Raw genomic sequence first — 20,673 nt, 5'->3', positions numbered from 1 at the left:
CAAATGAAACCTAGCTATACAATGCTAAACTACCATTTATCCGAGACTCTACACTCGCGCTATTTTTTATCTCTACCTATGGAATAAATGGAATAAACTGTTTTAGGAATTTACGAAGCTTTAATAGACCGATCACTTCGCGTACCTTTGGCGAGACTAAATCTTCAGGAGGGATACTGTCGAGCGATCGCAGTTTTTCCATGAGTTCAGTGTATTCGGCTGCCGAGAGTTGTTTGCCATCGATCGGCGATCGCGCATCGGTATAGATCTCTGCACGTAAAACTTCTTCGGGTATATCTTCCAGCACAGATGGTTTTGACTGGGTTTCGGCAAAACTAAGCATCGGCATCATTGTCAGGGTAGAGATCTGGACACTCAAGAAAGTGGCGATCGCTAATCTGTGATTTCTGCTTTGCGGTGATAAATTTTGGCGTTGTGAAGCTTGACAACTTTTAGCGCCCCAATCTATTTGGTACATCTTCACAGCCTCCTGGGATAGTTTTACGAGATTTTTTGCCACACCATGCACAGAGATATTGACGTGATTCTTCGGATAAATCGATCGCCTTGCTAAAGTCCGCATCTTCTACTACTGCGCCTGTATATTCCCCTGTTTCAAAGTTGGGGAGATGTTGGCGATCGCGGGGGGAAGCAGTTTCTAGCTTGCCATAAAATAGCCTCACTCGACTGAGATCTGTACCGCGCAAGTTTGCCTTAGCTAAGATCGCCCCCACGAGGTTTGAACCCGTAAGATCGCAATTCACAAAATTTGTCTTAATCAAGTTCGCTCCACTCAAATCCGCATTTCGCAAATCCGTATTGCAAACATCACGACCAGCAAGCATCATTCCCAAATTAACTACCCTTACTCCATTAGCCAAATCGACGACATAGCCACCAGTTCCATCCAAAATCGGACGACCGAGCAAGCCATCGCGTTTAAGTGGAGTTAAAAGATTGGCACTAGATAGGAATCGAATAATTTTCGCACGTCCGTCAGCATCACAGCCACCCAGCAATGCTGCGGTTCGAGCTTGGGCGATCGCTCTTTCTAACGGCCAGTCTTCCAATTGTCCCTGCGGATCAAGAACGAGATCAGAGATCCCTTGGAAATAGGAATCTATGGTTTGCTGTTGGGTAATGACATTTTGTTGACCAGTTAATTCTTCAGAAATTTCATTTTGTCGCCAAGCTACCCACACCGCCAAAATCGCGATTAAAATCTGCCCTACTGCTCCTAAAGCATCCCATTTCAGGCTGTCAAACCATCGTGCAAAAGCGGCATCAAACTCAGTGACATGGGCTGCCATTAATATTGTGACTCCTGCAAGTATAACCGATAGAGAAATATCCCACCGTTTTCCTAGTGGTGACTCGGCGATCGCCGTTAGGAATGGTGGTAAGAGAATTGGCAGGATAATCGTCGTGATGATGCCAAGCCCGATATACACTAGTTCATCGCGCTCTAGATACATGGCGATGAGGGACATCATCGCAGCGATCGCAGCGATGACTAAGAAAAATACTTTAATTCGAGAATTTGATGGAGCCAATCTAGTTAATTCTGTTTAATCTTGCTAATCTTACAATAAAGAACCAATTTTTTTGTGGCGCGGCTTCGCCGCACTACAAAAAATATTGTGTGTTCTAGAGCGACTGAAAACTAGCAGAATCAGCTAAAAAATTACGTAATCGCCGCGAAATTAGTTCGCGGCTTCCCATTCTCCGCCCAAGCTCTTTTTCTAAAGCTCCCACTGGGGTAAGGTTTTGCGGCGCACGGGGATCACGGGTAGGATGCGAGGCATATTGAGGAATTAAATAGGTGCTTTGATCGGCGATCGCCTTAGCACGTTCAAGGGGAATTGCACCATCCAGATCGATGCGAATAATCCCATGTAGGTCATGATAGCCCAGCTTTTTAAAGTTCAGATCTTTACTACCCGATCGCAAATACCAACTAAGATTGGAATCATTGGCTTTAGAAATCCGAAAAATCGGTGTGCGCTCTCCCACTTTTAGCGATCTCATGACTTGGGCATTGTCTCCTTTGAGATAAGTTTTACCCATCGTTTTTACATAGCCAATTGTATCGTAGGGAGTCTGATAAACCCGATAGAGCAAAGGTCCATCACGGACGATTAGCGTATTCTCTTTAATTAATTCTTTGTTTAATGAGAGGGCATTAGCAATCCGTAGTTCTTCATCAAGCATTTCGCTTTGCACTAGTTGAGAGGGTGTATCTGGTTGATTGCTACTACTAGTCAGGCAGCGATCATACTTCAAATCACCTCGACCACTAACAGGACACGGGATTGACGTGACTGGCGGAGTTAAATTCCCTCCTAGGGCAATAATTCTGGTCACTTCTGTTGCTACACATTTAGCTCTACTGATCGTGCGATCAACTAATACCGCCCCCACCGAAATCGTCGCAAAAGCTCCATACAATATCTCATCATCTCGCCGACCTAAAAAGCTCGCATCAAGGCGTAATCTCCCATCTATAAACAAAATTTGATTAGGAAGTTCAGGGGCGATCGCTGCCCTAATTGGTTGCCATTCACCATTATCAAATTCAACTTCAGTATTTACCTTGTCACTAGTGGGAATTTCTTCAGGATTGATGCTGACAGGCGCATCATAGCCCATACTCCAAGGCTCTAAACGAATGTTGTATTCACTCCAAAAGTTGTCCGCTAGTGGTTTGACAAGGTTGGTAACCATATAGAAAATAAGCTCTGTAAATTAGGAATGAATTATACAGGAGCAAGCTATTAATGCAACATCCAGCGCTTTGCGCTCAAATCCAAAGCAGGAATTTTTTTAAATGTTGCTTTGCAACATTTAAAAAAATTCCTGCTTTGGATCGTTAAAAAAGAAAATATATGCGAAGCACCGCTTTTCTCTTTTTTTTTTGATTTTGTCCTATAGCTGTCCAAATCCTCAAGAGTGGCGGCGCTTCGCGCCGCCACTCTTGAGGGTTGAAGCAAAACTTGCTTCGCTAGGAGACTCCAGCCGAAAAACTTGTTTTGATGTTGCTAATCATTTCCCTAACATCAACATTTTCCCAAAGCACTCGATATAACTGTAATGGCTCTTCTTTACCCTTTACTTTCATCAAATCCAGCTTTTCCAAAGGTAGACTTAAGCTAGAAATCTTGTTTTTTGTACTTTCAGAAATAAATACCTCTCCTGCTTTGGCGGCTGTGCAAATGCGGCTAGCCACATTCATCGTGTCACCAATATTGGTGTACTGAATCAGGTTCTCAGAGCCAATATTGCCTGCGGCAACCATGCCTGTATTGAGTCCAATGTGAATCTGGATTTGCAAATCGCGTCCTTGTTCTGTCCAATCTTCATTTAATTGTTTCATTGCCCATTGCATAGCGATCGCTGCATTCACAGCCATCACTGCGTCATCTTCCTTTTGATAGGGTGAACCCCAGACTGCTAAAAGAGCATCCGCAATATATTTCTCTAATGTGCCACCAAAGGGGAAGACAATATCTTCAACCATCACCTTGAAATATTCGTTCAAGAATTCTAAAACTTTACGGGGCTGCATGGGTGCGGTCATCTCAGTAAAGCCGCTAATATCAGAAAATAAAGCAGTTACCTCTGTTTCAATAATCCGATTTAAGTCCCATCCTTCTTCAATTTTTTTGCTAACGGCGGCAGGGAAAAATCGCTCTAATTTGGTGCGACGGATTACTTCTGATTGCATATTGCGATAAAGATGGGCATTTTCGATCGCGATCGCCGCCTGATTTGCCAAACTACTCAAAAATTCTAGATCTTCTTTATGATAAGCATGACCACGCGATAGATTATCCACATACAATACGCCGATCGCTTGATCCCTTGGCTTTAACGGCGCACACATCGCTGCTTGGATCGATTGCTGAATAATTGACTGGGAACTATCAAAACGGCGATCGAGCGAAGCATCATCACTAATAATGGCATCGCCTTGTTTCAAAACAAAGTTAGTAATTTTACGACTATAAAAATCAAGGTCAGCCGTCGCATTGGGATTACTAAATTTGTAGGCTTTGGGTTCTAGCTGTCCTGTCTTCTCGTCGATCAGCAATAGTACAGCGCGATCGACTGACATAATTTTTAGTAATAATTCTAAAATCTTTTCAGGTAGAGCTGAGTAGGCTTCTGGAGAGGCTAATTCTTGGCTGACCTCCAGCAAAACTCGCAACTTTGCCGATGTCCTCTGCACCTCATCTGTACCTTGAATCATTAGTACCGATCCTGAGGTTGCTAGCTTCTGCTGTTGCAGCAAATCTTGCATGTTCACACGAGATTTCTCTGGAGAAACGCGCATTAAAATCGACAAACCTGAATTGGGAATTGCATTTTGATTAGTCAGGTTAGCTCCAGAAGCTGCGCCAGATTGAGATTCATCAACTAATCGAAATACAACACTACCAAACTGCACCAAATCACCATGATTTAGCTTTTGTTGAATAATTTTGACCTGATTAACAAAAGTGCCATTACTACTATTCAAATCGGTAACATATAGCCCTTTATCCGTTACCTGAATTTCCGCATGATGGCGTGACAGACTCCGAGCATCATCCTCTACGACAATACTATTATCTAGTCCTCGTCCGATCGTATTTACACCATGTTTTAGATCGCAGACGCGCTCATGGGGAGTACCTTGATTTTGAATAATGTATGGCATATTTTTATTTGCTGCGACTACTGGAATATCATTACAGCGCAAAGCGCTGAAGTAAAACCCAAATTTTTTATTGAAAGTTTTGCAAAGCAAAACTTTCAATAAAAAATTTGGGTTTATTCGCTAATTCCACTACAGACGTACCTGTGAAAACTCTCATATCATTCATAATGAAATTAACAGCATTATCACATTTTTATCCATGTCGCCAACTACGCTAGAAGTACAATCTCAAGTTCAGGCTGATCCACAAGTCGCAACTGATGCGATCGCTGAGTTTAATCAATATGTGATGAGTACCTATGCTCGCTTTCCGATCGCGCTAGAACGCGGCACAGGTTGCCGAGTCTGGGACAGTACAGGCAAAGAATATTTAGATTTTGTGGCTGGCATTGCTACTTGTACGTTGGGACACGCACATCCTGCAATGGTCAAAGCGGTAACTGAGCAAATCCAAACTTTGCACCATGCCTCTAATTTGTTTTATTTTGCACCCCAAGGTCAATTGGCTAAATGGCTGGTACAAAACTCCTGTGCGGACAAAGCATTTTTCTGTAACTCTGGTGCTGAGGCAAATGAAGGGGCAATTAAGCTAGCGCGTAAATATGCCCATACCAAGCTCGGTATCGAAGACCCTTTAATTTTGACGGCAAATGCTAGTTTTCACGGACGCACTCTCGCCACCGTTACCGCTACAGGTCAGCCCAAATATCACAAGAATTTTGCGCCCCTCGTCCAAGGTTTTGACTATATTCCTTACAACAATATCGCTGCCCTCGAAGATGCCGTCAAAAAATATGAAGGTAGACTCTGCGCGATCATGCTCGAACCATTGCAAGGAGAAGGTGGTGTCAATCCTGGCGATCGCGCCTATTTTTCACGTATTCGGGAAATTTGTGATGAGAAAAAAATCCTGTTAATTATTGATGAAGTCCAAGTGGGTATGGGACGCAGTGGAATGCTCTGGGGTTATGAAAATCTCGGCATTCAACCCGATATCTTCACCTCGGCAAAGGGCTTAGGCGGCGGTATTCCCATCGGAGCGATGATGTGTAAGGCTCATTGTGATGTGTTTGAGGCTGGGGATCATGCAAGTACCTTTGGCGGTAATCCATTTGCCTGTGCCGTGGCTCTGTCGGTTTGCAACACGATGGTCAAGGATAATCTGATCGCCAATGCCAGAGAGCGTGGTCAACAACTGCGGACTGGATTGCAAGCTATTTGCGATCGCTATCCCCAGCACATAGCTTCAGTACGTGGCTGGGGCTTGATCGATGGTTTAGTTTTACAAGAATCTAGCCAAATCCAAGCCCGTGATGTGGTTGCCGCAGGAATTGAGCATGGTTTGTTATTAGTGCCTGCGGGTGTAAAGGTGGTGCGCTTTGTGCCTCCACTAATTGTCTCGGCTGAGGAGATTGATCAAGCACTAGCCATTGTCGAACAGGCGATCGCAAGTTTCTAATCTGAATCATTATTTAACTCAAAAGTGAACGATTTCAGCACAGTAAGAACATCACTAAGTTCTATTAGTGATGTTCTTACTGTATTCAAGGTTGTGAATAGCAATGTAAGTTTTGCTTAGGACATAAAACCAAAAAGATTAGTGGCAGCGCTTCGCGCTGCCACTAATCTTATAGCTATCTCTTGCGCTGCTATACCAAACAATTTGGCGTGATCGCTAGCTGCTAAATTAGGCATAATGGCATTAGCCGATAATTTCACTAGACGTAAAGTTTCATGATCGTCAATAAGCTCGAACTCAAGCAAGCATTAAATAAGACGTATTTAAAAATGAAGCCTGATGCTGACAATATTCAGGAATTTAAGGCTAATTTGGGGCGGATGCTTGCTTTGTGTGACAGCAAAAAGGATGAAGAGTTTAATAAAAATCTGCTGAGTGATTTTTTAAAAAAGAGCTTTTATGGCGATCTCTATTTCATTAATACGAAGGAAAATAGCGATCTAGTCATTCACAATGACAAGGGGGCGGATAGTGCGGTTGGGGTGATCTTTGAGACAAAGAAGCCAACTAAAACTAATAGTGTGGAGATGCCAAGGGTAGATAATCTCAATCGAAAGGCTTTTCAGCAGTTGGTTTTATATTTTTTGCGTGAGCGGGTGACGCATGGAAATGTTGGGGTTAAGCATTTGGTGGTGACGAATGTTTATGAGTGGTTTATTTTTGATGCGAAGATTTTTGAGGAGTTGTTTTTTGGTGATAAGGAGTTAGTTAAGAATTTTCAGGATTTTGAGGCGGGGCGGCTGAGTGGGACAACAACGGACTTTTTTTATAAGCAGATTGCGGAACCTGCGATCGCTAAGGTAATTGATCGCATTAAGTTCACGCATTTTGATTTGCGCGATCTTGAGAATTCAGATTTGATTGATCTTTACAAGGTTCTTTCACCTGAGCATTTGTTGAAGTTGCCCTTTGCTAACGACAGCAATAGTTTAAATAAGCCTTTTTATAATGAGTTGCTGTATATCATTGGTTTGACGGAAACGAAGTCAGGGGGCAAGAAGTTAATTGGGCGGATGACGGAAAGCGATCGCCATGATGGTTCTTTGATTGAGAATGCGATTAGTCGTTTGGATAGTTTGGATAAGATTTCGCAGTTAAAGAAGCCTGAAGAGTTTGGGGATAGTTACGAAGAGAGGCTGTTTAATGTGGCGCTGCGGCTGTCGATTAATTGGATTAATCGGATTTTGTTTTTAAAGTTATTGGAGGCGCAGTTAATTAAATATCATCAAGGCGATCGCGAATTTGCTTTTCTGAATCTTGCCAAGGTACAGAACTATGATGATCTGGATAGTTTGTTTTTTGATGTGTTGGCAAGAGAGCAGGATAGGCGCGAGGCAAAGGTTAAAGTAGCTTTTGCGAATGTGCCTTATTTGAATAGTTCGCTATTTGAGCCAACGGAGACGGAGCAGCAAACGATTGTGATTAGCAATCTCAAGGATCGGGATTTGCCAATTTTTAGCGGGACGGTGCTGAAGGATGGTAATGGGAATAGGCGATCGGGTGAGTTGAATGCGTTGGCTTATTTGTTTGAGTTTTTGGATGCGTATAAGTTTGATCGCGATGAGTTGGAGGATACGCAGGAAGATAGTGAGAAGCTAATTAATGCTTCGGTGTTGGGATTGATTTTTGAGAAGATTAATGGCTATAAGGATGGGTCTTTTTATACGCCGAGTTTCATTACGATGTATATGTGTCGGGAGACGATACGGCGGGCGGTGGTGCAGAAGTTTAATGAGGTGAAGGGCTGGAGTTGTCAGAGTCTTGACGATTTGTATGAGAGGATTGAGGATAAGAAAGAGGCGAATGCAATTATTAACAGTCTCAAGATTTGCGATCCTGCGGTGGGTTCGGGGCATTTCTTGGTTTCGGCTTTGAATGAGATGATTGCGATTAAGAGTGAATTGCGTGTTTTATTGGATCGCTCTGGTAAGTCGCTAAAAGATTATCGGGTGGAAGTGCGGAATGATAAGTTATTGGTTTACGATGATGAAGGCAAGTTGTTTGCTTATCATCCGAATAATGCGGAGAAACAGCGTGTGCAGGAGGCGTTGTTTCATGAGAAGCAGACGATTATTGAGAGTTGTTTGTTTGGGGTGGATATTAATCCTAATTCTGTGACTATTTGCCGTTTGCGGTTGTGGATTGAGCTTTTGAAGAATGCTTATTACAGGGTTGATCCGCCTCAAGCGTCAATTAGGATTGATCCCCCCCAGCCCCCCTTAAAAAGGGGGGAGAATAAAGAAAATTCTTTTCCCCCCTTTGCAAGGGGGGGTAGGGGGGATCTCGAAACTTTGCCAAATATCGACATTAATATCAAGTGTGGGAATTCTTTGATTAGTCGGTTTGGGTTGGATGTGGATGTGAAGCAGGTTTTGCAGAAGCAGAAGTTTAGTATTGAGCAGTATCGGAATGCGGTGCAGACTTATCGCAGTGCGGAAAGTAAGGCGCAAAAGCGAGAAATGGAAGGTTTGATCGCAAAGATTAAGGCGGGTTTTAGTTCGACTTTGTTGGCTGGTGATCCTAAGAAGGTGAAGTTACGGCAGTTGCAAGCGGAGCTTTATAGTGTGGAAAATCAGACTTTGTTATTTGAGGAGACTAAGGCAGAGATTAAGGTAAGGGAGAAGAGGGTTAATAAGTTAAATAATGAGATTGATAAGTTAAGTGCAGAGATTGAGGATATTGAAAGCGGTCGGCTCTATGAGAATGCCTTGGAGTGGCGGTTTGAGTTTCCTGAGGTTTTGAATAATAATGGTGATTTCGTTGGGTTTGATTCAATTATTGGAAATCCGCCATATATTCGACAAGAAGAGATTAAAGAATTAAAACCAACTTTGCAGCAAAATTATCAATGTTATACAGGCGTTGCTGATTTATTTGTTTATTTCTATGAGTTGGGTTTAAATTTATTAAAAGCAAAAGGTCATTTAACTTATATCTCTTCAAATAAATATTTTCGGGCTGGCTATGGTGAGAAATTACGCCAATTTTTGACAGATTCAACAACTATTCATAACTTAATTGATTTTGGTGATTATCCTGTTTTTGAGGAAGCAATCGCCTATCCAAGCATCATTACTTTAAGCAAAGCAAAATCTGAAAATAATCAAGTGCAAGCTTTGGCATGGGATGAAACCAAAAAACAAGATATTGCTCAATTTGCAACAGTATTAGAGAAAGATGGTTTGACGATCTCACAAGAGAACTTAAAGCCTGACGGTTGGCGTTTAGAGTCTTCTCAAAACTTTGATTTATTAGCTAAATTACGAAATGCTGGTAAGCCTTTAGATGAATATGTAAACGGTAAATTTTATTATGGAATTAAGACAGGATTTAACGAAGCTTTTATTATTGATCGCGCAACCCGTGACAGATTAATTAACGAGCATCCTTCTTCTGCCGAAGTTATTAAGCCTTTCCTACGGGGTCGAGATGTTAAAAGATGGAACGTTGATTTTGCTGATCAATATTTACTATTTATACCTTGGCATTTCCCATTACATGAAGATTCATCTATTACAGGTGCATCTGAAAATGCAGAAAAAGAATTTACAAAAAAATATCCCGCAGTCTATAAACATTTACTTCAATTCAAAGATCAACTATCTGCAAGAAATAAAGCTGAAACAGGTGTCAGATATGAATGGTACGCTTTACAAAGATGTGCGGCTACTTATTGGCAAGAATTTGAGCAGCCTAAAATTTTATATCAAGAAATAGCTACTTATCAAGCTTTTGCTTGGGATGAAGAAAAGTTTTATTCTAATAATAAAACTTTCTTGATACCTAATTCTAATTACTATCTTTTGGCTATTTTAAATTCAAATATAGTATGGTTTTTTCTTAATCAAATTGTTGGGAAAATGGCTGGTGGAACATATGCGATGCAAACGTCCTATATTTCTCAAATTCCTATCGCTACTGTGACCAAACCACAACGTACAGCAATAGAAAAACTTGTGCAGAAATGTCTTGATGCTAAAAAAGGCGATCCTAAAGCTGATACGAGCGACTTAGAAAAGGCGATCAATAAATTAGTTTACAAACTCTATCAACTCACCTATGAAGAAGTAAAAATCATCGATCCAGAATTTGAAATAACAGAACAAGAATACACAGCAATTAAAATGGAGTAGAGCCTGTGATATAGATAAAAAAATCCACAAACAAAAAACAATAGGAGTAATCACCATGTCAGACAAAGAACAACTAATTCATGAACTCGACCAAGCCCCAGACTTTTTAATACGCGAAGTCTTAAACTTCTTACTGTTCATCAAAACCCGAACCAACGAAATCCCCAAACAAGAATCTATTCAAAAAACTAAAGAAGCCAATATTCCAGATTTTTTGAGCTTTATCGATCAAGTCAATGCTGAAACACCAACAGAAACAAATATTCCCAAAGACCTTGCCAAAAATCTAGATCATTATCTATATGGTAGCCCTAAAGAAGAATTATGAAAAAAGTATTTGCAGACACAGGCTACTGGATCGCCCTACTCAATCCCGATGATGACCTACATCAAAAAGCTCGACAAATATCAATTTCCTTAATCTCAACGCCCATAGTTACCAGTGAAATGGTATTCACTGAACTCCTCAACGCCTTCTCTAGCAAAGGTAAATCCTATCGACAAAAAGCCGTTAGATTCATCAAACACGCATTTACAAATCCTGAAATCGAAGTGATTTTGCAAACTGACACACTATTTCAAAATGCTCTTGAGTTATACGATCAACGTCCCGATCAAGCTTGGAGTCACACAGATTGCACATCATTTCAAATCATGCAGCAACAAAATATATTAGAAGCGATCGCCTATGATAAACATTTTGAGCAAGCAGGATTTATCGCCTTACTGAGATAAACCTAATGAGCGATCACCATGCTGATACGAGCGAATTAGAAAAGGCGATCGATAACTTAGTCTATAAACTCTATCAACTCACCTATGACGAAGTAAAAGCGATCGATCCAGAATTTGCACTAACAGAACAAGAATACACAGCAATTAGAATAGAGTAAAACTCTTGATATGAGCTAAAAATCTAATCAAAAGAGGAAACCACAATGTCACAAATTAATACCCAAATCGATCCAGCAACCACCGACAAACTCACATATATCCAGCAACAAACCAACCAGACACTATCCGATATTTTGCGGGATGCCATAGATTCCTACTATCAAAAACTCAAACATCAAAAGCAAAAAACATCCTTTGAAATTCTTGAAGAATCAGGATTTATCGGATGCTGCTCCGTTGAAAGTGACCTATCCACAAACTACAAACAAGTCCTAGCAAATGAACTTGAGGCTAAATATGATCATCGCTGATACAGGATTTTGGTTAGCCCTAGCCGATCAACAAGACACCCATCACCAAGCCGCCAGACAAAAATTAAGAGAAATTGATGAACAACTAATCACAACATGGTGTGTTGTCACAGAAACCTGCTATCTATTGCTAAAAAGAAAAGGAGTACTCGCTCAATCTAAATTTATGGAGTCATTAGCGAATGGAGCCTTCGAGACATTCAATCTGCAACCCGATCACGCCCAAAAAATCGCCCAACTTATGCAAAAATACGCCAATCTCCCAATGGACTTAGCCGATGCCTCACTAGTCATTCTCGCAGAAGAACTAGGTCACGGTCGGATCTTGTCAGTAGATTATCGAGATTTCAATACCTATCGCTGGAAAAATACTCAACCATTTCAAAACCTTTTACAGTAAATAAAATTCTCACTGCTAAAAAAGGCGATCCTAATGCTGATACGAGCGAATTAGAAAAAGCGATCGACGATTTGGTTTATCAACTTTATGAGTTAACAGAAGAAGAGATTAAAATAGTAGAAGGAGAGAGGGGACAAGGAAAAATTAGAAAGTCAAAAGGAAAAAGTAGAATCAATTTGTAAATATCCAATTTAAAAAACTATGACACTTAAAGAACTAGAACCCCAACTACTCGCACTCTCACCCACAGAAAAATCTCAAGCATTTCAACTAATTCTCAACAGCCTATTAAATAGTTGGCACGGCATTGAGAAAACATTAAACGTATGTGGCGGTGATGCCTGTATCCGTAACACCAGAATCCCCGTTTGGCTATTAGTCAGCTACCAACAACAAGGGCTTAGCGACGCAAAAATATTAGAAGCATATCCAACCCTAAACGCCGTTGATCTAGCAAATGCTTGGATATACGCCGAAAGCCATCCTCAAGAAATTGCCACAGCAATCCTTGAAAACGAGGCAGATTAGATAATGTTCAAACTCTATGCAGATGAGCAATTTCCTTCGTTTACATACTCAAACTCCTCAACATAAAGGCATCGTGATTTGTAAAAGTAACACCAACTGGGAAAAAATTGCCCAAGCCATACATAATCATCTCTCTCAATTTGAGACTATAGAAAAACAACTCATTAGAATCAAATTACCATCGATATAAAACTGTCAACTGTAAGGCGATCGCCATGCAGATACGAGCAAACTAGAAAAGGCGATCAACGCTTTAGTTTATCAACTTTATGAGTTGACAGAAGAAGAGATTAAAATAGTAGAGAAAGGTAACAAGTAAAAAGTAGAAAGAAAAAGTGAAAAAAAATTGAGATTTGGCTATAATCAAGATATTTAAACTTATTAGGAGAACTAAAATGGTTACATTAGAAGAAGCAATTTTAACAGTTAATCAGCTTTCAATTGAGCAAAGAGAAATGCTTTTAGAAATCGTTAAGAATCAAATGATTGAAGCCCGACGAGAGGAAATTGCTCAAGATGCCAAAGAGGCGATCGCTGCCTTTCATCGTGGAGAGCTAAAACCTCAACCCATAGAAGACATAATTTCTGAACTAAAAGCAACTTTGGCAGAAGACTAATGAGAGAACTAGTTTTAACACCAAAATTTAAACGAGCATTTCGGAAATTTGTCAAGCGTAACTCCCAACTTGAACCAAAGCTAATTCAAATATTACAATTAATGAAAGAGGACGTTTTTGCAACTCAATTAAGTACTCATTCACTACAGGGAAAACTATCAGGATTAAAAGCCTGTTCCTGTGGCTATGACTGTAGAATTCTATTTACTATAGAAATTTCTGAAGAACAGACAGAAGCAATAGTCCTACTTGATATCGGTACTCACGATGAAGTCTACTAGCGATCGCCATGCTGATATCAGTGAATTAGAAAAGGCGATCGCTTAGTTTACAAACTCTATCAACTCACCTATGAAGAAGTAAAAATCATCGACCCAGAATTTGAACTAACAGAACAAGAATATGCAGCAATTAAAATAGAATAGGAGGTAAAAGCAATGACTTATCCACAAAATACTATTAGCCCCAAATTACATAAATTACTTGTTGAACTAAAAATAAACTTAGTTAACCTTTATGGTCAGCAATTATATTCCTTGATTTTATTTGGTTCACAGGCAAGAGGAGAAGCAACCTCAGACTCTGATATTGATATCATGACTGTTCTCGAAGATCCCATTGATGTAGCCAAAGAAGTACATAAAACATCTGATATAAAATTTTATTTTATTGATAAATATGGAGAGCTAATTTCAATTGTCCCTGTATCTAAATCAGAATTTACATCATCTTCTATTTCCTTAGTAAGAGTAGCTAAACGAGAGGGAATTAAACTATGAATGAGATCAATCAACTAATAAATTTAGCTTTTGAAGACTTAGAAACTGCTGAGTTTTTATTTACAGGTCAACGTTATCGCACTTGATTATCTCGTGCTTACTATGCCATGTACTACTCTGCTCAAGCATTATTGTTATCAGAAAATATAGAAACATCTTAATTGTTATGGCAAATATTGGCGATTTTTGTCAAACCCTGAACCTCTAGAGCATCAAAATTCTAAAAACGATTTTCATACTCGATTGAGATACCTGTACTGCCATCAGTACCATAGTTGCCGCGCAATAGAATATTTGGGTCAACACGATAACGTACAGAAAAATTAGTCGGTTGGGTGGAATCATTAATAATTCGTTGGAGAGCGACCGAGAAACTGTTGCTGACATCGATCGCAGCCTCAGCCGACAGACCTAATGTGCCCGTGCTGCTATTACCTGAAGTATTAGTAGTAACTGGACTGAGATTAAACTCAGCAAGATTCAATGCATCACCGATCGCATCTTGAAGGAAGTTGAGAACTGTACCACCTGCAAAACTCGCCAGCGCTGAAGCAGGGTCAGATCCGCCCTGTTGTTGTAAAACGCCACCACCTATTAGGGCTATGATTTCTGCTTGGCTACGAGGTGGACTACTGGAAAGACGAATATCTGGCGCAAGCGCTGTACCCGTAACACTAGCTTGGACTCGTAAAGTCTTCTGCGCCCCCAAATTGCTAACGGGAACTTCGTTGGGACGGAACAAATCGTCGGGACGATTGGAATTGATCGGTACGCGGGTAATCTCAGCCACAGCGCCAGAAACACGGACATTGAGAGTTGGATTTAATCCTTGAGCAGGTTTAAACTCGACAAAGTTTTCATAGGCACGATCGAGACGGAACCTTGTTGAAATTGCATTGAACTGTCCGCGTGAAATATTGATTTTACCTGCTGGCTCTGGTTTGAGGAAGGTTCCATTCACAATTAGTGTTCCTTCTCCCAAGAAATTAAATATGGGAAAGCGAGTCACTTGCATGTTTTGTAATTTAACTGCGAGACGATCAAAGGCGACATCTGCTAAATTGCTGTCATCATTAGCTGCGGTCGAACTATTGGGGTCAGCATCATTACCGATGACCAGTCGCCCCTCCCCTAGTGCCACTTCACCTGTAATTACTGGCGCTAATAGTGCCCCTCTAACGATAACTCGACTATTAAAGTTGTCAGAACTAATATCCCGAATATTTAGTTTGAGCCTATCTGCGTTGATAGCAAGGGCTTGTTGATACTCTGGACTATCTGTTGGGATTAGATTAGGGTTACTAATGGGGAGAATACCTGTTAAAGCGAGTTTACCTTCGCTAAAGTTGCTAGTGATATTACTGATTAGGCGATCGCGAGTGAAGTCAATCACACCTTGAACTTCGGTAAAATCTCCTGGTAAGCCTGCGATTTTAACCTTGGCATTATTAACCGTCATCTTCCCAGCGATTTTTGGATCTCTAAAGGTTCCATTTGCTGTGAGATTGATATTGCCTTTACCACTTACCCAACGTACAGGCTGATTGAATATATTGATAAAGGCAATGCCTTCATCCTTAACATCGAGCTTCACGTCAAAGATGCCAAAAACACCAAAATTACCCGAAGCGACAACAGAATCCTTACCTGCGACCTTCATATTGGCATTGAAATTAATATTTAACTTGTCATAGTTAAACTTCACTGCCACAAAATCAATTGGTTGACGGTTAACGGAGCCATCGGCTAGGCTCAATTGTCCTTTAACTCCTAAATCTAATAAAGTAGTACCAGAGATGGAGAGATTGCCGTTAACTTTTCCAGTCAAATCAAAGGGAATTGCGCTAAAAAATGGCAATGGTCTTAAAGATTCAATGGGAAAATCTTTTAATTCAATTTCGCCACTTTGTTCACGGAATCGGAATAATGGATTTGATGAAGGAGTCAGTCTAATTCTTGCCTTTGTAATACGTGCATAGCTCTTGTCTGACTGGAAATTTGCTTTAGCAATATTGAAAACACCAAAGGCATAACGTCCTTCTACTTGAATGTCGTCAACAGCAAATTTTCCATACTCAAATTTTTTGCCGACTAGATTAAATCCAACACGAATACCCCTTCGTTTGTTAAATCCAAAGGTGACTTTGCCCTTAATGTCACCACGAAAATCCGTGAGTGGTGGCAGATTAAAATTGCGAGCGGAATCAACGGTTTCCTGCTGTTCCTGTCGCAGTTCGATTTGAGTGAGATATTGCAACTGTTTGTACAGAGGCTCTCCCATCAATCTGATTGCTTCTAAGGGCTGTAATTCTACTGCTCTATTTTTCGCAAAGGTAAGTCCTTGCGTAACATCGACAATATTTGCCCATTGCAATGTGGCAAATACATCTTGAACTCGACCTTGAGCAACTTCGACGGCTCCTGCGATCGGATCTTCAGCTTTAGGATTGTAGGTCAGATTGAATTTATACTCATTATTAACTTCTCCCTGCCGAACACTTAAATTCCCATCTTTAACATCCAAAACACCATTGGCGTAAGTGATTTTAGCGATCGCTCGTTCTGCTAACACTCGCCCAAAGCGAGGACGCTCTACTATAACCTCACCTGATGCTGAGGGATTATTGGTAAAATCAACAATGAGATTACTGGATAGCTTGCCACTGACATCGTTTTGTCCTGCGAGAGAAGCAGCTAGGGCAAGGGGGATATTATTGATTGCTACTTGTAAACGACGGGGATTATTCTCAAAACGTCTACCTGTCGCCGTAGACTCACCTAAGTTCACATTAAAATCAATGGGACGAAAAGCACTATCTAGACGAGCGGCAATGCGATCGCGTTTTCCACGTAAATCAACATTTAAGCCTTGATTGCCGTCAAAATTGAGCTTACCTTCTAATCGTGGATCGAAAGCTAATTTATCAACTCTCAGTCCTGCTAGGAGCAAATCACCTGTCGCCTGAATGACACTACCAATTCCATTTAAAGCACCATTAAAGGTCAGCTTATCAAGTTCGATTTGATTGACTTTCAAACTAGCTACTTGTAGATTTCCAACTAGTCTTGGTGCTGCCAAGTCACCATTAATTGTGCCATCAAAATCTAGTGAACCGCGTGAAGGAGCTACTAGTCCTTGTTTAGCGAAACTAGAACCGAAAGAAGCTAGATCGACATTATCCAGTTGCAAGGCTCCCGCGATCTTAAGCTGATCGATCGCCCCAGAGAGGTTGCCGCGAAAGTTGAAGATTCCTGATGCTTGAGCAGGTATAGCACTAGAGAGGGTTGCTAAGCGATTGATATTCACATTGCGCGAAATCAGATCGAGATTAATTCCTGCAATCCCTGTAGGAAATTCCTTAAGTGAATTATTGGGAAAAGCAAGATCAACTCGACCATTGGCGGTTAGATAGTTACCAACTTGTAAGGATGGTACAAGTAAATTCCTGCCATCCCATGTGAGATTGGCAACGATCGCATCAGGAACTTCGGTTAACCCTTGCGGTAATCGCACAACGCCATCAGCAGTAATATCACCTAATGAAAACCCACCGCGATCGCTTCGCAAGTTGATCAACCCTTCGAGGATACCTTTCTGGTTCATGAGAAAAGCTGATAATGGAATGCCATTACTATTTAATTGGGATTTCCATGCACCACTGACAATATTGTAAGTACCTGCTAGCCCAACCTCACCAATGGGAAAGCGAACCCTTGTATTCCGAATGGTGGCTAATCCATCCGCCAGAAACACCTCTCCTCTTGCAGGATAGGTGGCATTAGGAGCCTCGATTTGCGCCAAAATTTGCGGATTTGCTAAAGCACCAGTAATTTGTAAGGAACTCGTAATTTGCCCAATGGTGATGGGCAGTTTCGCGCCATATAGCTTGGTAAATTCTTCGGCAACTCCCACAAGGCTAGAGGTAAATAGAATTTCCGCAGGTTGATTTTTTTGAGGTAAGCGAATTTGTCCTTCACCTGTGAGAGTTGCGCCTGTGGATGCAGCTTGGACTTTCTTGATTTGGAGCGTATTGAGATCTTTGAGTTCGATCGTTGCTAAGAAGCGATCAACGGTTACTCGATCAAAGGTAACGGCTTTAGGGGTAGTAATGTTGACCGATAGAGATGGTTTTTGTGCTGTTCCCGTGAGTTTTCCTGCGAGCTTCACCTCACCTGCGATCGCCACAGGAGCTTTGATGTCAAAACTTTCAAGCCCTTTCGCGAGATCCAGTATGGCACTGGTGAAATTTAAGTTAAAGCCCTTTTGTTGATTAAACGTGCCATCAACAGTTGTGGTCAACAAGCCATAATTTGCGGAAAACTCCTTAATGGTTGCATCATTACCATCAAAGTTAAGCTGTCCTGAAATTTCGGTAATCGGTTTGGTTAATTGTGGAGACTTAATTGCCCCGTCACTCAGTTGGGCGGTAACCGATATAGTGGGACTCTCTTTCTCCGCAATTAGAGAGATCGTCGCCTCGGCATCAAGTAACCCTTGCTGAATTTCTACGGGCAAGTTAACTGCAAATCCTTGAACTGAGGCAACCTGTAATTTCTGAGACTTGAGATCAACTGTCCCTTGTCCCTTGGTCAAATCCCAGTCAACTGCAAAAATGACACTGCCCTTATCGCCTTCTTTGTCAGCGCTGGCAGTCTCGATCGCCTTTTTTAATTGTTCTGGATTTGGTGGGGCAGCGATCGCCGCAAGATTTGGTAAAGTGACGCGCCCCTTACCATTCATTTTCAAACTTTGATTGTTGGGATCGGTGATTTTCCAATTGCTATCGATCTGCACTTGACTGAGAGATACTAGCTCTCCTTTGGCGATCGTTTGGATGGTGATCTGGGCATCACGAAAGGTGACTGTCCGTAGATCTACAAAGCCTTCTTTGGTTTGTGGCTCTGGTGGCGTGAGCTTGGGTAATTGCAGTAAACCTGTAACGTCCTGCTTTAGAAATACCTGTGGCTGCTCGGCGATCGCATCTAGACCAATCTGGCGACGGGTCAAATAACTCCAAAGGTCAACCTTAACTTCGAGCGCTTCAACTGCTAAAAAGTTTGCTTCCTGATCGGTTGGTGGCACAATCGATCTACCAAACCTGATACTCGAAAAGCTAACTCGCTCAACTTTGCCTAGCTGTAAAGGACGCTTGAGAGACTTAGTAAGCTCAGTTTGTAATAGCGGTGACAATTGCTCATTTAAAAAATAGCGTCCATACCAAAAAGCACCTAAGCTGGTTGCTGTAAATGCGATCGCAAGTCCCACACCTACACGCCCTAAATTTTTGGCGAATGTAGAGTTGATTGGTCTCTGCGGCGGTAGTTGAGCCTGTCCCACAATTTTTCACTCCATTGATGCCCTCACGACACCATTTTACATATGTTCGCCTTGTAGCGGGTTGCCAATTTTAAAAGCCTTGCTAAGCAAAGCTTTTAAAAAATATCAGCTTTTATTTACCAAGTAAAGCTCAACCATTACAGTTCAGTACCTCAAAAGCCCGTAATGCTTATTACCGCGTCGAAGGCGCGGTAATAAGCATTAGCCAAAACGATAGCCTTTGCCATACACCGTATTGATCAAAGAAATTTGGCGATCGCGATCAATTTTGCGGCGCAATAACTTGATCTGTGCGGCGAGCGCATTACTCGTTGGATTGTCTTCTCCTTCTTTCCACAGATGTTGTGAGATTTGCTCATGACTCAATAATTGGTTGGGATGCAGCATGAAATACTCTAAGAGTTGATATTCTCTCTCAGTTAAAGCGATCGCCACTTGATCTCGATATACGACTTGATTATCGCGATCAAGTTCCAAATCTCCGTAACTTAATTTTGCAGGTTCACTAGTTAGGGCGATCGGTGATGGCGCACGGCGCAGTAAAGCTCTTACTCGTGCTAGCAATTCTCTTAATTCAAAGGGCTTAACTAGATAGTCATCGGCTCCACTATCTAGCCCTGTCACGCGATCATCGAGAGTATCTTTGGCTGTGAGAATCAGAACTGGGGTGCTATCTCCTTTTTGGCGCAATTGGTTGCAAATTTCGACTCCTGATTTCTCTGGCATCATCCAATCCAAAATCAACAGGTCATAACCACCTGTCTGAGCTAATTCCCATCCGCGATCGCCACTATTAGCACTATCAACCGCATAACCCTGATTTGTCAAAATCCGTTGTAATGGTTCGGCGAGTTCTTCTTCATCATCTACCAATAAGATTCGCATAAATCTCCATCATTGCCGCAACTTTAATTATAGAACCGATTTTTGGTAGCGCGGCTTTGCCGCGCTACCAAAAATCGGTTCTGAATTTGACTAAGTGTCCCTAACTTGCCATTTTCAGTAATAGTTCTGAATCTAGCAAAAATACAGTTTGCGGATCAGACTTTTTAATGGAAACTTGCATCATGTGACTAGCAATGCCGAGCGTGTCGCGATCGCGATATTCGGATGGTACTGGCTGTAACTTATGCACAGGAACGTCTTCTACATTAGGCAAAGCGGTGATCGTAATACCATACAAGCTATATTTACCTGCAAAAATCACCAAAAAACCTTTAGCTAGATTTGTCTCTTGATTATAAATTTGCTTATATAAATCAATCACTAAAACTTCTTGATCCTCATAGGTCGTTATTCCCAATAGTTTATTACCACTGCGATGAATTTTGGGCAGAGGGATAATTCGCACTACACTATCAATTCCCATCGCTAAATTGAGATTTCCCATTGAGAAGATCAGGAATTTGAGAGTTTCTTCTTTCTTTTTGTTGCTAAGCATTGTAGTTAATTATA

19 protein-coding genes and 2 pseudogenes are annotated in these 20,673 nt (G+C 41.3%); 14 read left to right on the top strand and 7 right to left on the bottom strand.

From position 1 onward, the window contains the following. Positions 1-76: 76 nt before the first annotated feature. From ABM313_RS04470 to ABM313_RS04455, 4 genes are all read right to left on the bottom strand, one after another. Positions 77-478: a hypothetical protein gene (locus ABM313_RS04470; protein WP_434686489.1), complete on the bottom strand. Its 402-nt coding sequence runs from the start codon at positions 476-478 to the stop codon at positions 77-79. After that, positions 453-1,553 (bottom strand): pentapeptide repeat-containing protein, encoded by a 1,101-nt coding sequence (locus tag ABM313_RS04465; protein WP_434686488.1) that lies wholly within the window; start codon positions 1,551-1,553, stop codon positions 453-455. Before ABM313_RS04465 ends, ABM313_RS04470 begins: the two co-directional genes overlap by 26 nt. A gap of 94 nt (positions 1,554-1,647) precedes the next feature. Then, positions 1,648-2,724 (bottom strand): hypothetical protein, encoded by a 1,077-nt coding sequence (locus ABM313_RS04460; RefSeq protein ID WP_434686487.1) that lies wholly within the window; start codon positions 2,722-2,724, stop codon positions 1,648-1,650. Between the two features lie 277 nt (positions 2,725-3,001). Further along, a complete protein-coding gene (locus tag ABM313_RS04455; RefSeq protein ID WP_434686486.1) occupies positions 3,002-4,699 on the bottom strand; it encodes an adenylate/guanylate cyclase domain-containing protein in 1,698 nt (565 codons plus the stop codon). 199 nt (positions 4,700-4,898) lie between these two features. Here ABM313_RS04455 and ABM313_RS04450 point away from each other — a divergent pair, with 199 nt between their 5' ends. From ABM313_RS04450 to ABM313_RS04385, 14 genes and pseudogenes are all read left to right on the top strand, one after another. Next, positions 4,899-6,158: an aspartate aminotransferase family protein gene (locus ABM313_RS04450; protein ID WP_434686485.1), complete on the top strand. Its 1,260-nt coding sequence runs from the start codon at positions 4,899-4,901 to the stop codon at positions 6,156-6,158. Positions 6,159-6,433: 275 nt separating this feature from the next. After that, complete coding sequence (locus ABM313_RS04445; RefSeq protein ID WP_434686484.1) at positions 6,434-10,351, top strand: class I SAM-dependent DNA methyltransferase; 3,918 nt, start codon at positions 6,434-6,436, stop codon at positions 10,349-10,351. 55 nt (positions 10,352-10,406) lie between these two features. Then, positions 10,407-10,679 carry a hypothetical protein gene (locus ABM313_RS04440; protein ID WP_434686483.1) on the top strand — a complete coding sequence of 91 codons (273 nt, stop codon included), beginning with the start codon at positions 10,407-10,409 and terminating at the stop codon, positions 10,677-10,679. Continuing rightward, a complete protein-coding gene (locus tag ABM313_RS04435; protein WP_434686482.1) occupies positions 10,676-11,086 on the top strand; it encodes a type II toxin-antitoxin system VapC family toxin in 411 nt (136 codons plus the stop codon). The genes ABM313_RS04440 and ABM313_RS04435 overlap by 4 nt, the downstream gene beginning before the upstream one ends. A 5-nt stretch (positions 11,087-11,091) precedes the next feature. Beyond that, positions 11,092-11,244 carry a hypothetical protein gene (locus tag ABM313_RS04430; protein WP_434686481.1) on the top strand — a complete coding sequence of 51 codons (153 nt, stop codon included), beginning with the start codon at positions 11,092-11,094 and terminating at the stop codon, positions 11,242-11,244. 45 nt (positions 11,245-11,289) lie between these two features. Further along, positions 11,290-11,556: a CopG family transcriptional regulator gene (locus tag ABM313_RS04425; RefSeq protein ID WP_434686480.1), complete on the top strand. Its 267-nt coding sequence runs from the start codon at positions 11,290-11,292 to the stop codon at positions 11,554-11,556. After that, positions 11,543-11,956 carry a type II toxin-antitoxin system VapC family toxin gene (locus ABM313_RS04420; RefSeq protein WP_434686479.1) on the top strand — a complete coding sequence of 138 codons (414 nt, stop codon included), beginning with the start codon at positions 11,543-11,545 and terminating at the stop codon, positions 11,954-11,956. Before ABM313_RS04425 ends, ABM313_RS04420 begins: the two co-directional genes overlap by 14 nt. Then, positions 11,953-12,138 (top strand): annotated as a pseudogene (locus ABM313_RS04415) (hypothetical protein); the annotation flags it as partial. The gene ABM313_RS04420 and the pseudogene ABM313_RS04415, both read left to right, overlap by 4 nt. Positions 12,139-12,157: 19 nt before the next feature. Further along, a complete protein-coding gene (locus ABM313_RS04410) occupies positions 12,158-12,484 on the top strand; it encodes a DUF433 domain-containing protein (RefSeq protein ID WP_434686478.1) in 327 nt (108 codons plus the stop codon). A gap of 16 nt (positions 12,485-12,500) precedes the next feature. Next, positions 12,501-12,674 (top strand): DUF5615 family PIN-like protein, encoded by a 174-nt coding sequence (locus ABM313_RS04405; RefSeq protein ID WP_434686477.1) that lies wholly within the window; start codon positions 12,501-12,503, stop codon positions 12,672-12,674. A gap of 18 nt (positions 12,675-12,692) precedes the next feature. Next, positions 12,693-12,803 (top strand): annotated as a pseudogene (locus ABM313_RS04400) (class I SAM-dependent DNA methyltransferase); the annotation flags it as partial. Positions 12,804-12,879: 76 nt separating this feature from the next. Next, positions 12,880-13,101 carry a hypothetical protein gene (locus ABM313_RS04395; RefSeq protein ID WP_434686476.1) on the top strand — a complete coding sequence of 74 codons (222 nt, stop codon included), beginning with the start codon at positions 12,880-12,882 and terminating at the stop codon, positions 13,099-13,101. After that, the gene (locus ABM313_RS04390) at positions 13,101-13,382 is read left to right on the top strand and encodes a type II toxin-antitoxin system RelE/ParE family toxin (protein WP_434686475.1); all 282 of its coding nucleotides are present in this window, start codon (positions 13,101-13,103) and stop codon (positions 13,380-13,382) included. Before ABM313_RS04395 ends, ABM313_RS04390 begins: the two co-directional genes overlap by 1 nt. 156 nt (positions 13,383-13,538) lie before the next feature. Continuing rightward, the gene (locus ABM313_RS04385; protein ID WP_434686474.1) at positions 13,539-13,880 is read left to right on the top strand and encodes a nucleotidyltransferase domain-containing protein; all 342 of its coding nucleotides are present in this window, start codon (positions 13,539-13,541) and stop codon (positions 13,878-13,880) included. Between the two features lie 220 nt (positions 13,881-14,100). Here ABM313_RS04385 and ABM313_RS04380 read toward each other — a convergent pair whose 3' ends face one another. The 3 genes from ABM313_RS04380 to ABM313_RS04370 all read right to left on the bottom strand — a co-directional run bounded on the left by ABM313_RS04380 (position 14,101) and on the right by ABM313_RS04370 (position 20,659). Beyond that, positions 14,101-19,218, bottom strand: coding sequence for a translocation/assembly module TamB domain-containing protein (locus ABM313_RS04380; RefSeq protein WP_434686473.1), 5,118 nt, complete (start codon positions 19,216-19,218; stop codon positions 14,101-14,103). Between the two features lie 201 nt (positions 19,219-19,419). Next, a complete protein-coding gene (rppA, locus tag ABM313_RS04375) occupies positions 19,420-20,103 on the bottom strand; it encodes a two-component system response regulator RppA (RefSeq protein ID WP_434686472.1) in 684 nt (227 codons plus the stop codon). A 100-nt stretch (positions 20,104-20,203) separates the two neighbouring features. Continuing rightward, on the bottom strand, positions 20,204-20,659 hold the full coding sequence (locus ABM313_RS04370; RefSeq protein WP_434686471.1) for a chemotaxis protein CheW: 456 nt from the start codon (positions 20,657-20,659) through the stop codon (positions 20,204-20,206). Positions 20,660-20,673: the final 14 nt, after the last annotated feature.

The organism is Pseudanabaena minima str. Chao 2107 (assembly GCF_051131155.1).
In the GTDB taxonomy this organism is placed as follows: domain Bacteria; phylum Cyanobacteriota; class Cyanobacteriia; order Pseudanabaenales; family Pseudanabaenaceae; genus Pseudanabaena; species Pseudanabaena minima.
This window is presented reverse-complemented; position numbering and strand designations above follow the sequence as displayed.

What these genes read in the sequence shown, in the direction of transcription:
- ABM313_RS04470 (WP_434686489.1), bottom strand. Translation starts at nt 478, where the DNA reads ATGTACCAAATAGATTGGGGCGCTAAAAGTTGTCAAGCTTCACAACGC.
- ABM313_RS04460 (WP_434686487.1), bottom strand. Translation starts at nt 2,724, where the DNA reads ATGGTTACCAACCTTGTCAAACCACTAGCGGACAACTTTTGGAGTGAA.
- ABM313_RS04455 (WP_434686486.1), bottom strand. Translation starts at nt 4,699, where the DNA reads ATGCCATACATTATTCAAAATCAAGGTACTCCCCATGAGCGCGTCTGC.
- ABM313_RS04450 (WP_434686485.1), top strand. Translation starts at nt 4,899, where the DNA reads ATGTCGCCAACTACGCTAGAAGTACAATCTCAAGTTCAGGCTGATCCA.
- ABM313_RS04445 (WP_434686484.1), top strand. Translation starts at nt 6,434, where the DNA reads ATGATCGTCAATAAGCTCGAACTCAAGCAAGCATTAAATAAGACGTAT.
- ABM313_RS04440 (WP_434686483.1), top strand. Translation starts at nt 10,407, where the DNA reads ATGTCAGACAAAGAACAACTAATTCATGAACTCGACCAAGCCCCAGAC.
- ABM313_RS04435 (WP_434686482.1), top strand. Translation starts at nt 10,676, where the DNA reads ATGAAAAAAGTATTTGCAGACACAGGCTACTGGATCGCCCTACTCAAT.
- ABM313_RS04430 (WP_434686481.1), top strand. Translation starts at nt 11,092, where the DNA reads ATGAGCGATCACCATGCTGATACGAGCGAATTAGAAAAGGCGATCGAT.
- ABM313_RS04425 (WP_434686480.1), top strand. Translation starts at nt 11,290, where the DNA reads ATGTCACAAATTAATACCCAAATCGATCCAGCAACCACCGACAAACTC.
- ABM313_RS04420 (WP_434686479.1), top strand. Translation starts at nt 11,543, where the DNA reads ATGATCATCGCTGATACAGGATTTTGGTTAGCCCTAGCCGATCAACAA.
- ABM313_RS04410 (WP_434686478.1), top strand. Translation starts at nt 12,158, where the DNA reads ATGACACTTAAAGAACTAGAACCCCAACTACTCGCACTCTCACCCACA.
- ABM313_RS04405 (WP_434686477.1), top strand. Translation starts at nt 12,501, where the DNA reads ATGCAGATGAGCAATTTCCTTCGTTTACATACTCAAACTCCTCAACAT.
- ABM313_RS04395 (WP_434686476.1), top strand. Translation starts at nt 12,880, where the DNA reads ATGGTTACATTAGAAGAAGCAATTTTAACAGTTAATCAGCTTTCAATT.
- ABM313_RS04390 (WP_434686475.1), top strand. Translation starts at nt 13,101, where the DNA reads ATGAGAGAACTAGTTTTAACACCAAAATTTAAACGAGCATTTCGGAAA.
- ABM313_RS04385 (WP_434686474.1), top strand. Translation starts at nt 13,539, where the DNA reads ATGACTTATCCACAAAATACTATTAGCCCCAAATTACATAAATTACTT.
- rppA (WP_434686472.1), bottom strand. Translation starts at nt 20,103, where the DNA reads ATGCGAATCTTATTGGTAGATGATGAAGAAGAACTCGCCGAACCATTA.
- ABM313_RS04370 (WP_434686471.1), bottom strand. Translation starts at nt 20,659, where the DNA reads ATGCTTAGCAACAAAAAGAAAGAAGAAACTCTCAAATTCCTGATCTTC.